This window comes from Enterococcus sp. LJL51, from assembly GCF_049894025.1.
GTDB lineage: Bacteria > Bacillota > Bacilli > Lactobacillales > Enterococcaceae > Enterococcus_L.
On the sequence record NZ_JBNEQE010000001.1, the window covers coordinates 115,541 to 130,536 of the forward strand.

At 37.9% G+C, this 14,996-nt stretch carries 14 protein-coding genes; 2 read left to right on the plus strand and 12 right to left on the minus strand.

Annotation, left to right across the window (positions count from 1 at the left end; all coding sequences use genetic code 11):
* Positions 1-33 precede the first annotated feature (33 nt).
* The 4 genes from ACPWSO_RS00485 to ACPWSO_RS00500 form a co-directional block, all read right to left on the minus strand.
* Entirely contained in the window at positions 34-615 is a 582-nt protein-coding gene (locus tag ACPWSO_RS00485) for a polymer-forming cytoskeletal protein (protein ID WP_426080804.1), read from the minus strand.
* Positions 616-977: 362 nt separating this feature from the next.
* Entirely contained in the window at positions 978-2,036 is a 1,059-nt protein-coding gene (locus ACPWSO_RS00490) for a bifunctional transcriptional activator/DNA repair enzyme AdaA (protein ID WP_426080805.1), read from the minus strand.
* Positions 2,037-2,325: 289 nt separating this feature from the next.
* A complete protein-coding gene (locus tag ACPWSO_RS00495) occupies positions 2,326-2,655 on the minus strand; it encodes a hypothetical protein (protein ID WP_426080806.1) in 330 nt (109 codons plus the stop codon).
* A gap of 14 nt (positions 2,656-2,669) precedes the next feature.
* A complete protein-coding gene (locus ACPWSO_RS00500) occupies positions 2,670-5,411 on the minus strand; it encodes a GBS Bsp-like repeat-containing protein (protein ID WP_426080807.1) in 2,742 nt (913 codons plus the stop codon).
* 604 nt (positions 5,412-6,015) lie between these two features.
* On the opposite strand from ACPWSO_RS00500, the gene ACPWSO_RS00505 reads away from it, so the two are divergent.
* Positions 6,016-6,939, plus strand: a complete 924-nt coding sequence (locus ACPWSO_RS00505) for an ABC transporter ATP-binding protein (RefSeq protein ID WP_426080808.1) — start codon at positions 6,016-6,018, stop codon at positions 6,937-6,939.
* 1 nt (position 6,940) lies between these two features.
* On the plus strand, positions 6,941-7,705 hold the full coding sequence (locus ACPWSO_RS00510) for an ABC transporter permease (RefSeq protein WP_426080809.1): 765 nt from the start codon (positions 6,941-6,943) through the stop codon (positions 7,703-7,705).
* An 81-nt stretch (positions 7,706-7,786) separates the two neighbouring features.
* Here the strand turns inward: ACPWSO_RS00510 and ACPWSO_RS00515 are convergent, their stop codons facing one another.
* The 8 genes from ACPWSO_RS00515 to ACPWSO_RS00550 form a co-directional block, all read right to left on the minus strand.
* Positions 7,787-8,677 carry a sensor histidine kinase gene (locus ACPWSO_RS00515; protein WP_426080810.1) on the minus strand — a complete coding sequence of 297 codons (891 nt, stop codon included), beginning with the start codon at positions 8,675-8,677 and terminating at the stop codon, positions 7,787-7,789.
* Position 8,678: 1 nt separating this feature from the next.
* On the minus strand, positions 8,679-9,362 hold the full coding sequence (locus ACPWSO_RS00520) for a response regulator transcription factor (RefSeq protein ID WP_426080811.1): 684 nt from the start codon (positions 9,360-9,362) through the stop codon (positions 8,679-8,681).
* A gap of 159 nt (positions 9,363-9,521) precedes the next feature.
* Complete coding sequence (locus tag ACPWSO_RS00525) at positions 9,522-10,088, minus strand: hypothetical protein (RefSeq protein ID WP_426080812.1); 567 nt, start codon at positions 10,086-10,088, stop codon at positions 9,522-9,524.
* Positions 10,089-10,242: 154 nt separating this feature from the next.
* Positions 10,243-11,043 carry a hypothetical protein gene (locus ACPWSO_RS00530; protein WP_426080813.1) on the minus strand — a complete coding sequence of 267 codons (801 nt, stop codon included), beginning with the start codon at positions 11,041-11,043 and terminating at the stop codon, positions 10,243-10,245.
* Between the two features lie 234 nt (positions 11,044-11,277).
* Complete coding sequence (locus tag ACPWSO_RS00535) at positions 11,278-12,051, minus strand: DUF1295 domain-containing protein (RefSeq protein WP_426080814.1); 774 nt, start codon at positions 12,049-12,051, stop codon at positions 11,278-11,280.
* The gene (locus ACPWSO_RS00540; RefSeq protein ID WP_426080815.1) at positions 12,048-13,838 is read right to left on the minus strand and encodes a DAK2 domain-containing protein; all 1,791 of its coding nucleotides are present in this window, start codon (positions 13,836-13,838) and stop codon (positions 12,048-12,050) included. Before ACPWSO_RS00540 ends, ACPWSO_RS00535 begins: the two co-directional genes overlap by 4 nt.
* Complete coding sequence (locus tag ACPWSO_RS00545; protein ID WP_426080816.1) at positions 13,835-14,248, minus strand: DUF2177 family protein; 414 nt, start codon at positions 14,246-14,248, stop codon at positions 13,835-13,837. Before ACPWSO_RS00545 ends, ACPWSO_RS00540 begins: the two co-directional genes overlap by 4 nt.
* A 213-nt stretch (positions 14,249-14,461) precedes the next feature.
* On the minus strand, positions 14,462-14,869 hold the full coding sequence (locus tag ACPWSO_RS00550; RefSeq protein WP_426080817.1) for a VOC family protein: 408 nt from the start codon (positions 14,867-14,869) through the stop codon (positions 14,462-14,464).
* Between the last annotated feature and the right edge of the window lie 127 nt (positions 14,870-14,996).

Sequence of the window (14,996 nt, forward strand, 5' to 3'; positions counted from 1 at the left end):
TTTTTTCTATTCAGCAAAACAGCTAAGCTGGTCTTATTCGCTAACTGTAACATCACCTGTTACAGACGCACCATCTTCATCAAGCGTCGCTGAATCTTGAAATTCTTGTTTTTCAAATGTAACATTTCCTTCAACCTTGGCACCGTTCAATACAAAGCCATTTGCTTTAACAACGATATCACCTTTTACAGTTCCGTGAACAATGTTAAAGTTTTCAGATTCAACTGTCAATGTAGGCACTGTAATTGTATATTCTGCAGTGACATTACGGTCTGCATCTTGAGAATACAACGCTAGCTTTCTGTAAATATCGCCGCTGTCTTCTCCTTTATCATGGAACTCTCCTGAAACAGTTACATCTTTTGTGAAGTCAACATCTTTCGTTGCCGCAACAATCCAGTTGCCGTCTTTAGATAATGCTTCCTCAAGAACTGCAGGATCATCACTGACTGAAGCTGTTGAAACTACATCTGTTTCGCTGCTGCCAGCTGTACTCATCTCCATTGTAGATGATGAAGCTGAGCTGTCTTTTTTATCGTTGTCAGCGCCACAGGCTCCTAAAGCAATTGTTGCTGCTCCTACTAAACCAAGTAATGCTAATTTTTTTGAAATCATATATTCTCTCCCTTTCTTTAATCGAAAGAAGTATATCACGGAAGGAAAAAAAAGAAAAAGATTATGATTGTGTTCCACACCATACATTAAGTCTTCATTTAGAAATTCTCAAATCAGAACGACCTGCTTCTATTTCAGCTCTTATTCGTGATTTTAACGAAGCAAAGAATGAATACCTATCTAACTCCATTTATAGTAGACATTTCCAACCTATCATTGCTTAGCTGTTGCTTTATCATCATATAAAGGGATGACATTATGCGTTTTCATTCCTGAAATTCGGATAACTCTTCTTCCAGAAGCGGCTCTTTCGGAAATAAGGATTGCACTTTTGTCACACTTCCTTTAACCACCTTCACCAGCTAAAGCATCTGTTCATAATTTTTCTCGTGGTTCAGCAGCCACTTTTTCCGTTCTAATCCACCAGCATAACCGCCTAAGCCTCCGCTAGTTTGAATCACTCGATGGCAAGGAATCAGAATTGCCAGCTGATTACAGCCGTTAGCAGTTCCTACTGCTCGTACGGCCTTGGGTTTATCTAAGCGGTCTGCCAGCTTTTGATAGCTGGTTGTTTCTCCTCGCTCAATCAGTAGCAGCAGCTGCCAGACACTCTTTTGAAATTCTGAACCAATCAGTTTATAGGGTGTTTGGAAGCTTTTTAGCTTTTTGTCAAAATACTGCTGTAGCTCCTCTGCTATTTGCTTGGAAATTTGAGTCTTTCCGGGAATAATTTGCGCATTCAGCCGATTTCTTAAGCGCTCAATTTCTCTTTCCAAGCCTCTCCGGTCAACAAATTCCAGTAAATAAAGATAGTCATCGTCCGCAAGGCTCAGCATTGGTCCTAAAGTAGTATCAATCCAATCAGCATAAAGAACAATGATTTCTTTAGACTGATTAGGCTTACGCCCCATGATTTTTGTGAACGCATCGTGAAAACCACTTGCTGAGTCATAACCGGCATCCAGCTGTGTATCTATGATTTTTTCGCCTTTTTTAATTGTTTTCATTGCAATCCCCATCCTTCTTGCCCGGGCAAACTGAACAAACGTCATCCCATAAACTTTTTTAAACTGTCTTCGAGCAGTAGCAGAATGAATACCAAGGGCAGTAAAGTCTCTATCCATCCAACGCTTTTCCGGCTGCTCTTCTACTAAATCAACCATTTTTTGAACGATTTCTGGAATTGTCCTAGGATAAGACAATGGATGACATCTTTTACAAGGACGAAAGCCCGATAGCAATGCTTCTTCAGCTGTCTCATAAAATTGACAATGCTCATATTTAGGCTTTCTGGCTGGACAGGTCGCATGACAGAAAACGCCAGTTGTATTAATTCCTGCAAAAAAGATACCGTCGTATTCCGTTTTACGTTCCAGTAAAGCCTGATAGTATTCTCTTTTTATTTTCTCGTTTTTTATCATTACAGCTCGTCCTCTCTATGCATATCTGTCTTCTAATTAAATGTTCTACTCATCATTGCTTCTCTGAGAATACTCCTTTTAGAAAGATTTTGCATTCGAAAAATGAACACGTAATTTTTTTACCTTAAGCAAAAACGGTAGGTTTTCAGAAATTTCTTCTTGATTAATAGTGAAAATCGCTCTGGGATATAAATGAATTCCCAAACTTTTGTCACAACCTCAACTCATTACTCTTACCATTATAAACTAAAAGAGCAAATCCCTAGTTATAAGGAATTTGCTCATCTTTTTACTTGTTTACTTCTTCTCTCACATACTCAGCAAAATCAATATTTTTTTCAGCAGCTTCTTTTTCATACTGTTCAAGCATAGAATCTGTTATCTGACTAGAATTAACACCTGCTTCATAAAGCTTACGTCTGAGTTGTGAAACCGTATTTGACGGTTCTTCTTTTCTAATGTCATCTATATCTGAGCTATCAATTGTGGAGCTATCTATAATAACTTCATTACTTTTCGTTTCTTGACTTTTGTCAGTATTCGTCTCTGTATTTTTAGTACAACCAGAAATGGTGATTAGCACGAAAATAGAAACAACTACTATTAATTTACTATTCATACATACCTCTTTCATCATTTAATAACAAAGTATGGTCGACCTGCCGACCAGTCAATCGAATCATTAGAAGGCGTATTCCATAAATGGCTTGTTGATACAGCCCCATTATAAAACTGTTTGCCATATGGATCATAAACGGTTGTTTTACCATTAGAATACCCTTGTGTAACAATCGCATGCCCAATCCCAACATTTACAAACATGACTACTGGGTAACCTTTAGCTAAATAATCATTTAGTTCTGACAAACTATTAACCGTTAAGACTGTTCTACCATAAGAATTCATCCCTTTTACAAAATCAATTCCAGAAGCACCAAAGTACTTTTGATTGAACCCGCCGTAACTATAAATTCTATTGGCTGTGTCTATAGGAGAAACATTGACTCCAAAGTGACCTCTTAAAATCATTGCCATACTCGTAGGCACACAACCAGCTGCTCCTAAATTAGCGATTCCGTAATTAAGATTACTCCAACGCCCATCCAATTGAGAGTAGTAATATGGAGGTTTGGACAGACGAATAGCAACTTCATCTTGTTCTAAATTATAGCTTGTTGAGCCTACACCTTTATCACGACCATTTTCCGTTGCATAAATGTGTGTATGGAAAAGCCCGCCATGTTTAAAATCAGCTGAGTTCACAACGACTGACCATGATCCATCAGAATGACGAGTACCATTTAACCATTTAATATCGTCTTGGCCGTTCGTATTGCTCCACGTTGGAAACTTCACATTGGAAATATTCCCACCACTAAGATTATAAATTCTCACTCTCATTTTCGTTTTACTCAATGAGGTTTTGGTTATCACATTTGATGGTAATTCTAAACTGTAACTTATTTTACCAACACCTTTATCACGACCGTTTTCCGTTATATAGACATGTGTATTGAACACTCCACCATTTCTAAAATCAGATGAATCCACAACAACTGACCACGACCCATCGGAATTACGGGTTCCATTCAACCATTTGATGTCGTCTTGACCGTTTGTGTTGCTCCACGTTGGGAACTTCACATTGGAAACATTTCCTCCATTTGGGTTTGCGATAGTCACCCTTACTCTTGTTTTGCTCAATGAAGTTGTTGTTATCACATTCGCTGGCGGTGCCTCTAAACTATAACTTGTTTTACCAACACCTTTATCGTGCCCATTTTCTGTTATATAAACATGTGTGTTGAACAGTCCGCTATGCCTGAACTCAGCTGAGTCTACAATAACTGACCACGATCCATCGGAATTACGGGTTCCGTTCAACCATTTAATATCGTCTTGACCATTCGTATTGCTCCACGTTGGGAACTTCACATTGGAAACATTCTTACTTTCCAAATTAGCGATAGTAACTTTCATTTTTGTTTTACTTACTGAAGTTGTGGTTATCACATTCGCTGGCGGTGCCTCTAAACTATAACTTGTTTTACCAACACCTTTATCGCGCCCATTTTCCGTTATATAAACATGCGTGTTGAACAGTCCGCTATGTCTGAACTCAGCTGAGTCTACAATAACTGACCACGATCCATCGGAATTACGGGTTCCGTTCAACCATTTAATATCGTCTTGACCATTCGTATTGCTCCACGTTGGGAACTTTACATTGGAAACATTCTTACTTTCCAAATTAGCGATAGTAACTTTCATTTTTGTTTTACTTACTGAAGTTGTGGTTATCACATTCGCTGGCGGTGCCTCTAAACTATAACTTGTTTTACCAACACCTTTATCACGGCCATTTTCTGTTACATAGATATGCGTTTGGAAAAGTCCACTATCTTTAAAATCAGCTGAATCTACAATAACTGACCACGATCCATCGGGATTACGCGTCCCATTCAACCATTTAATATCGTCTTGACCATTTGTGTTGCTCCATGTGGGAAACTTTACATTTGAAACATTGGTCCCTTCTAGATTAGCAATAGTAATTTTTATTTTTGACTCACTTACTGAAGTTGTTGTTACTACATTAACCGAAGCAGCAGCACTTTCATATTTATCAACTTTTTCACTACTTTCACTAGTTGCTTCAACGGTGGTAGAAGTAGTTGTTTCTTCACTTACTTGACTATCAGCGGGAGGAAATTCCAGCTTCCATCGTTGTTCCGCCCCTTCACTTGTTACTTGTAATTTATTTGAATCCGCTATTTTCAAGAACAGATTATTTTTTGATTGTATGAGATACGCTCCGTTTTCTTCACTAACTAAACGCCACTTTTGAGTATCTGTACCTTGTGCTACTGTATAGTAAAGAGATTTTGCTGCAGCATCATCGGTATCTAATACTGTTAAACAATTGTTTGTTATACTATTTTGGATTGTATACCATCCATCTTCTGTTAAATGTAAAATGACATTTTGATTAACCGTAGACTCTTTTGTATCAATGTAAGCATCGCCGCTTTCGGCTTCAGCTAATTGCACATTTGATTCAGATTCTGGAGTAACCTTTACTTCCCTATCAATAAAAGCTGACAAATCTGCAACTACATACATTTTTTGTGCATCATTTGAACTTTCTATTGATTCCATTGTTGAATTAGTATAATCGTCTTCTATACTATCTTTTGTTTCATGACCTTGATCTTCTATGGGATTTGATTGCTGCAACTCACTATTTGATGATTCAGTAGCTAACGTCTCCTCAGTTGTATTTTTTTCAACCGCATAGGTTAAGATTGGGCTCCCTGTATACATAACTGTCATTAATATTAAATTACAACAAATTAATTTATTCCATTTTTTCATTTCTTTTTAACTCCCATCCCTGTATTTTTGAGCATGTCTATCAAACCTTTTTACACTTATATTTTACACGGATATCTTTGTTGTGCCAACCAGATAATTTATCACCTTTACTCATACCGTAATTTTACCTAGTCTGGTTAACAAGAATGTCTTATTGTATCTCATTCATTTTATATCTTCTTATATTTCACCACTACTAGAGCTCTGAATGCCTCTGTTTTATTCCCACCATTTTTTCGATATGAACAGATAAGAACAGCTATTTTTTAATATAACCTTCAACTCTTATATGACTTATTATCAATAATCAAGAATCTGGGACAGAACTAAATTCCCAGACTTTTCGTACGCTTAAATCCGAATAAACGGTGAGATAGAAACAACTTCTTTGGCAATAAGCCGGAATTTAGCAAAAATTTGTGGCGCAATTTCCGTAAATCCCGGCTTATTGCTTGAAGCTAACCGTTTCTGTCTCAATCTCTTTTTTACCAGCAGATATTTTTTTTGAGATTTTTTCTATTTAAGAGTTATTTAATAGTTGCTTAAGAGACCATTTAAGAAAGAATTGCTATAGTAAAGATGTTGAAAGAAGGAGTGAACAATAATGAATGAAACAGTACTTTCATTAAAAAAAGTATCTAAAAATTTTGGAAAAGAACAAGCATTAAAAAATGTTTCCTTAGATGTCAAGAAAGGTGATATTTACGGACTGATTGGACGTAACGGTTCAGGTAAAACAACTATTATGAAGCTGATTACGGATCTATCAAAAGAATCCGGCGGAGAAATTGTTCTGCTGGGACGGGATAAAAAGCGTTCGGATTATAGCCAGGCGCTCCAGCATATCGGTGCTGTTATTGAGGCTCCGGTTGCATTTACAAAGCTGTCGGCTTACGAAAATATGAAAATCATTTGCATTCAAAAAGGCATTCATGATTATTCAGTTATTAATGAGACGTTGAAATTCGTTAACCTGGCAGCAACCGGCAAGAAAAAGTTCAAGAATTTCTCTTTAGGAATGAAACAGCGACTGGGGATTGCGATGGCACTTGTCAATAATCCTGACTTCCTCATTCTAGATGAACCAATCAACGGGTTAGATCCCATCGCTATTATCGAATTTCGTGAATTACTGGAAAAAATTAATCAGGAAAGAAATACAACAATTCTAATTTCCAGTCATATTCTTACCGAGCTTTATCATGTGTCTACTCGTTTTGGCTTCATACACCAGGGAGAAGTCATTCAAGAGATTTCTAAAGCAGCATTTGACGATTTATGTACAGAGGACATTATTATCCATACAAGTGATGTTCATGGCGCTTCTGTTTTGCTGAAAGAAAAGGTTACCGAGGAGTTCACCGTAATCAATGATTTGGAGCTGCGGATTCATGACGGCGAGCTTTCAACCGAAAAAATCAATACGCTGCTAGTCACTAATGGAATTGGTGTTTCCTTTATCGGCAAAAAAGAAAACAGTCTGGAAAATTACTATACAAATCTTGTTAAAGAGTTAGGAGAGGTTTAAAATGATTCGATTAATAAAAGCTGATTTTTACCGTCTATTTCGTGCAAAAGGGTTTTATATCACGTTTCTTCTGATTATCGTCTATGCAGCATTGATTGTTATCAGTCAAACAGTTGGAAGCGTAGGAGTAAATACAACAGATTTAGTAGATTCTAAAAGTATTGTCTGGAATTTGACATTAGCTGTTCAATATACTGCCTTTTCCAGTCCATTTCTGGTTTACTTTTTAATTGGTCTGTTCGTTATCTTGCTTGGCTACGAGTTTTCACAGCATACGTATAAAAATAGCTTGACTTCTGGGGTCAGTCGACTTTGCTTTATGCTTTCAAAATATGTCATTCAGCTGACTTGTTTCATCGTTGCCTCCATTTTTTATTTTTGCGGATCCGCTGTGATTGCCTTTTTTAAGTATGGTGCTGAAGGCATTGATATGGGTGGATTCTTCTGGGATACCTTCAAGCTGGCAATCGGTGTGAGTCTAGTCATCAGCGTGATTTTCAGCCTAGCTTCCTTGATTTTAGTACTTAGCGGCAGTACCGTCATTGCTTCGGTTTTTATTGTTATTTACCCAGTCGCTATTCAAATATTCGCAATGCTTATTGACTTTGATGGATTAAAATATTTTGACTTTTTCGGATTGGTTCAGCAAATCGGTGTTGGCGCCATTTCTGGGAAAGAACTAGTTCCCTATATCATTGTTAGTCTTCTCCTTATTCTTTTGTCTATATTCGGAAGCTCCCTAACTATTCGACAAAAAGAATTATAAAAAATACTGAATGAAATTTGTCAGCTTTGAATGTAAAAAGACTTTCTTTTAAAAGAGCAAAAAACCAATCAGCCGCCTAGTTCAGGCTTCTGATTGGTTTTTTAATTGGATAACTACTTCAAATTCCTTCTCTGTATCTATTTGTACTTCTCCATCAATCAAAGCGACCAGCTCTTTAACAATATGCAAACCTAAGCCAGTACTTTTATTGGTTCGTGAAGGATCCTCCGTTAAAAAACGCTGAAAAAGCAGCGCTGGTTCTTCAATAGCCTCCAGCAAACCATTTTTGAATTCAAAAACAATTGCTTCTTCTGTTTTATGTAACGTAATTTCAGCAAATGACGTTCCATGCTTCAGCATATTTCCCAAAATATTTTGAAAAATTCTTTGCAGAACTGTTTGATCTGTAATTAGCCAGACCTCTTCCTGAATATCAATAGTTAGCGACAGTGCACTGAGTTGAAACTCCTCATAGTAGGTAAACAAATTTTCTCTAAGTAATTCAGAAAGATTTAGCTGTTCCAGATTAAGTGCCAATCCTTTTTCCTGAATCAAATTATATTCCATCAAATAGCCGAGATAGTGTGAGATTGATTGAAGACTATTATCTATTTTGTGCAACATCTCCTTCTGCTCATTCAGACCAGGGTCTTTCAATAAAATCTGGGTATAACCAGAAGAAACAGTTAATGGTGTTTTTAAATCATGAGTCAAATTGGACAACAGCTGATGAAGCTGCTTCTCTTTTTGCCTCTGCTCCCGATAATACCGTTTATTCTTACGAATCAACTGATTATTACTATCCAAAAGCTGTCGGATCAGCTGATTTTTCGATGTGGAAACTAATTCCGCATTGGTATCTTCATCATGAATATAATCAAACTGGCAAATGATTTTTCTTAAATCAAGAATTAAAAAAACAAGGTACATGCTAACTACTACCAGTAAAAATACACTGAGTATCACCCACATCTCAGTTGTCCTCCTTTGCTAATCGAATGCCCATTCCCCAGATTGTTTCGATATACTCTGTTTTCGGATCAGCTTCCTTCAATTTTTTCCTTAACGTACTGAGATGAACATTTACCGTATTTTCACCGCCAATATAAGAATCTCCCCAAATACGCTCATAGAGATTGGCTTTGGAATAGATTTTATTTGGGTAGCGCAGCAGCAAATCCAACAGCTGATACTCTTTGTTCGATACCTCCAGTTTCACTCCTCCAAGCCGTACCTCATAATTTTCTGGATCTAAAGAAAGCTTTTTAAACGTCATTAGTTCGTAATCTTTCTGTTCAACTACTGAATTGCGCAGCTGCACCTCAATACGTGCCTCCAGCTCTTCGATATCAAAAGGCTTCGTGATATAATCGGCAGCACCATTTTTCAACAGCTCCACTGTCTTTTTCTTATCATTAACAGCTGTCATAATAATTACTGGTACACTGTTTTGCTTGGTAATCATCTGTAAAACACTTTCACCTGTTACTCCGGGCAGCATTAAGTCCAGCAGAACCAGATCAAAACGCTGATCAGAAATTAGAAGAACTGCTTCCGTCCCTGTATGAACCAGTGTCAAATTATATTTATCTTGAAATAAATGAGTCAACAGCTGACAAATATTTTCATCATCTTCTACAATTAGTATCTTTTTCATTGCATCCCTTTCCATTCTTCTTGTCAATCTTTCTTTATTCAGACTAGCATTGCTGAAAAAAATGTCAAGAAACTTTCTAGTCTAGCTGGCTTGAGAAGAAAAGACACAGTTCAGTTTTTCTTCCTGCAGCTGTGTCCTTTAGCATTTTTAAGTTCTGATTTAATAAACGATTCCTTCTTCAAAGGGCATTGGCAGATAGCAGGTTATTTCTTCAACCACAGGGGCTTCTGCTCCTGGTTCAAACTGAATATACACTTCGTACTTTTGAAATTTCAGAGAGCCGTCTTCTTCCGGCTCAAGCATTTTATACCCTTGCTTTCCCATAGCGACTTCCAAATTTTCCATTGAATCGCCTACTCTGAGTCCAAATAAATGATAACTGGGCGAGCTTATAACAATCTGGGTTAAACGTGTCGTCTTTTCTTCTTTAGGATAACTAAAATAGTAACCCTTAACCTGCTGATCTTCTGTAAATGCCATTTCCGGCTGGTCAATGCCGTATTGTCCAGCTTCCTCTTCGCTAACAGTCGATGTAGAAAAAAAATCCAAGCCCAAATCGCTGGCTGCCTTCACTCGCTCAACTTCCTCTATCGTCAGCTGTTCAATTTTTGCCTGCTCTTTTTGCTCCTGTTCCTTTTGATAGTTATCAATGATAATCTTCCCAACAATAACCAACAATACTGCTGCAACCAACAAACGAAATAATGAAACGCCTTTTCCTCTCATTTTTTTCCTCCCCCTACTTCTTCTTTTTACTTTTTATGAATAAATAAATGGTTTACTTTTCCAGCCTTAAACAAAAAGCTTTGAGAGCAACCTTAAACTTTGGCTTCAAAATCGATTAAATCACCCGACCGAATGTCAACTCACCTACTCATTTTTATTCTAAGTCAGCTTTTTCAGGCGATTGTAAAAGAATCACCGCATTTTCTGCCTGCATCGCTTCATTGACAATCTTTTCCAGCTCAGTTTCTACCACTGCTCGGCTCGTTTTCCCTTCAACAGGGACATAGGTTCCTATCAAAACGACCTCATAAGAGAAATAGTCCATATACTCCTGATAATCAAAGGTCTTCATTGATTTTCCATTATAGAAATCTGCTTCTTCACCAACAGTTCGCTTATCGCTATGGGCATTTTTTCTAAAATTTGGTGTAACTGCTGTCTCTATATAGCACTGTTTGCCAATTTCCTGATGATTCCCGGATGAATTCCATACCACGGTTAGGTTTCTTTCACGAAGATACTCTTCTATCTTGGTGAAATCATTTCCGATTGTCTTATCATACAAATACTCATCCCATATATAATTTTTATACTGTTCATAAATATGCTCTCTCAAGGTGCCAATATCTCTGCTTTCATAACAATCAACATGTAGGGAATGTTTCCTGCCATAGGCCTCGTAATCCAAAGAAAACATCGGCGTACTGGAAATATCTGTTTCCCAAACGTAATTTTCTAACCCATCATAAAAGCCATAGCTCTTTTCAAAGTAGTCAAAATAAGCAGCAATCATCTCTTTTTTCCTGTTTATCCGCCCACTATAGTACCAATAATAAGCACCGCCAATCACTGTAAAGAGCAGCAGTAAAAAAGCAATTACAGCTTTCCATCTGCCTAATTTATATAGAAGAACACTACAAAGCCCCAAAAAGCATAGTGGAATAAACATACTCATTCACTCCTCCCTCTTATTTCTCATCTGCCTTTTTACTCACTACCATCAATACATAACAGACTTTATTTATTCATTTTACAATATGCCTGTTCCTCTCGTCTTCTCAGTTTTTTCGGTCAACTCCGAGAAAAAAGAAAAAGTACCTAAGGCCGTACAGCGGCTTAAGTACTTTCTGAAAGATTCAGTTAACAGTATCAAAAAAATGGCCTCTTCACCAACTAAGATGATTCATTCCTACAGCCCTTTTCGACCAATAATTGGGAAAAACTTTGCTGTCTTTTTTGCATATGCTTGAAACTCTGGTCGTTCTTTATATTTATTTTCCAGTAAAGGCACCCCGGAGACAAATAAAAGTAGTGATGTAATCAATATCGGACTGATAATCAGCCAAAGATCCGTCACGCCAGTTACTGCCAATAGAAAAATTCCCCACCAACAGGTCGCCTCACCAAAATAATTAGGATGCCTAGTCAGGGACCAAAGACCTTCAGTTAGCAGCTTTCCTTTATTCTTAGGATTCTTTTTAAATGTATCCAGCTGATAATCAGCGGCTGCTTCAAAAAAGAAGCCTATCATCCACACGATGAGCCCTAAAATCTGCCACCAATGGAGGCTTTGGTCAGACTCAGAAAAGCTTCTCATAATCGGCAGTGCGATAAGAAACAACAATACTCCTTGTAAAAAGAAAACATTGAGGAAAGCTTTTAGATTAACTAACGTTGTTCCCCACCGTTTCCTCATAGCTACATAACGGTAATCTTCTGGACTATTCCAATTTCTTTTCGCCAGATGCAGAAATAACCTTAGCCCCCAGATTGTTACACATAATAAAATAATTCCAGTTTGAATGTGCAAATCGCCGCTATATAAGAAGCTCGCCCAAGCTACTACAACAAAGCCCAGACCCCAGGCAATATCCACTAGAGAATACTTTCCTTTTAATTTGGAAATGATAAACCAGAGAATAAAATAAGCGAATAATGCTAGTGAAACAAACCAATAAATCATTCGATAGCCCCCTTTCTGATTCCTGCAACCGCAACACTTCCGATGCCGGCACTTACGGTAATAGCTGTTGAGCTTTCAACGATGAAATCAAGCATTTGCTGTCCATTCTTTCCCAGTTTTCGCGCCATTTCTTCCGCTTCCGGCAGATTGTCCGCATGAGCAATAGCCAATCCGGAAAGCTGGTCTTTTTTAATCAGCCGGTTTACTTTTTTTAAAATCTTTTTCTCGCTCTGTTTTTGACTCCAGGAAATTCCACTTAGCTTCCCATTCCCAGCAGCGTTTAAACTAACGATTGGCAAAAGACGCAGCCTTTTCGCCAGCTTACCTAGACTCTGAGGAATTCTGCCGGAACGAAGCATCGGTGTGATATCGGACACAGCCACATAGATGAAGCACCGGCGCTGAATTTCTTCAATAATTGCCGTAAGTTCTGCCAGCGTGCTGTCCGGTTTTCTTTTCAGCTGTTCAATAATTGCTTTTACAAGTAAGCCTTGTCCAGCAGAATTAAGCTTTGAATCGATCACTTGGATTTTCTTAGCTGAGAGCTTTTTAGCTGTGGCCCGCTGCTTAATTAGCTGATAGGTTCCGCTTAATTGGCTCGACACCGTTACGACTAAAATAGCCTCATACTTATTCTCTAAAAATGATAATAAAGCATCAACACTTCGTATAGCAGGCTGTGCTGTTGAAAGCTTCTGGACAGCGCCTGCCTTTCTAATTACAGCATTGTCAATAGTCAGCTTATCTAAATAGTCTGTTTCCCCTACTAAAATATTCATTGGTAAAACATGGACTTGTTCCTCCAGCAAAAATGCTTTTGGAAGATCAGCGATAGAGTCTGTAACAACTGCTATCGGGTATTTCCGCTGTTTTGTGACTTCAAACTGCAGCTGCATATCATCAACTTTTTGCTGAACAAGCTCACTCTGCCCAGCTATCTTATTCAGAATAGCTTGAGGCTGGTTGGTATGTATATGAACTTTCAACAGCTGTTGATTTCCTGCTAAAATTAGAGAGTCCCCCAAATCCGCAAGTTTTTCTTTCAACAGCTCTTTTTCAATCTGAACATTTTTCAGCAGCAGCTCGGTACAATAACGATATTTAGGCTGCTCGGTAATTATTTCCGCCGGTGCTATTTTTACTGATTCGCTCTCACGCTTTATTGAAATACGTTCCTGCTGTGTTGAAAATGCCTCTGTAAAGCCATTAATAAAAATATAAAAACCCTTGGCTCCAGAATCCACCAGCTTATTTTTTTGCAGTACATCTAATTGAAATTCTGTTTGCCTCAATGCTTCCAATGCATTTTTACGGGCTGTTTCAAGAGCAGCTCCTAAAGATGCTTTTTGATGAAAGGCTTGGTGAACAGACGCTGCCCAAACCCGCATCACTGTTAAAATCGTTCCCTCTTTCGGTTCAATCAGCGCTTGATAGGCCTCTGTAACTGCCTGATTTAACGAGTAAACAAAGTCATGAGTATTTTTTTCTGTCTGGCTGAAAACAGCCGCAACTCCATTTAAATATTGGGCAAAAATAATTCCTGAATTTCCCCTTGCCCCCAATAATGCTGCCTCTGCAACATTTGTCAGCACGTTTTCTACCGAAGAACTATCTGAAACTGAGCTATCTAAAATAGTCTGCATTAACGAAGCTAAATTGCTGCCTGTATCCCCATCTGCTACAGGAAAGACATTGATTTTGTTGAGCTCGTCCTTATTTGCAATCAAATCTGCTGCACCGCCGAAAAAGCTTTGTAAAATACGTGATCCTTCCAGCTCATTTGTCATAATCCTTTACCTCCAAAGAAAACTAGGTTCAGCCAATAAACAATTCCAGCTGTTGCTGCAGTAACAAATGTACCCCAAGCAAGGTCAATGACTGTCATCATCACCGGCCAGCCATTTAAGGTCGCGAGGTTTGTCAAATCATACGTTGCATAGCAAATCAAACCTAATAATGCTCCGCTGCCTAGTACATACCATACGCTGTTTTTTTCAATGCCGGGGACTACCACGAAAAATAAAACGCCGACAATATAAAGCAAATAAAAAAGAATTGCCGGAATTAGCTGCGTTTGCCCCATAAGATGACCAATGAACTGCTGATAAAGTTTTTTAGAAGCGATAAGCAGCCAAAAAAGATCAAAAACTAAAAAGACTCCTGCGCTTAATAAATACAAACGAATAAGTGCCGCCATGTTCAAGCCTCCTTCTTTTTACTAAATGAGTAGCTAAAGTTTAACATGTCAGAAAGCTGCTGAATAATAAACTGCTTACAACTCTACGCTAACAAGCCCAGTCTTTGATTTTAACTAAAATAAAAAAGACCAAGCTTCAAAATGAGCATTGATCTCTTATTTTCATCATTAAATAGCATGATTAAAATTCTTAAATTGGCTTAGCCGAACCTGTTAAACACTCGCAGAATCATTCAATTCAAATAGATTACCCTCCGGATCTCTAAAATAAGTACAGGTCATTTCCCATTCGTCAATCCGCTGTGGCTCACTCAAAAACTCCACGCCGGCTTCCTTCATCCGTTGATAATCAGCTTCTAAATCCTCTGATGGAATCACTCCTACAATACTGTCAGGTTGGCTATTACTGACAGGCTGAGAATACCCTTCAAACATAGACATGTTTTCTCCGCTAAAAATAGCAAAACATGGTGCAGCTTCTTTGCTCACTGCAAATGAAGTATACGGACCATTTCTATCGCCCCAGACTGCTGTTAAACCCATTTTTTCTACATAAAAATCAAAACAGGCTCCATAGTCCTTTCGCACCAATACACGAAGTGTTACTTCATTAAACTTCATCTCTTTCCCTCCTATTTCATGTACATTCTAAACAAAAAGTCAATAAATACAACTAAATTATTTTCTTCAATTATACCATGAACGATGCGGTTTATTTTTAAGATGGCAAAGATTTATGAAATTCTTT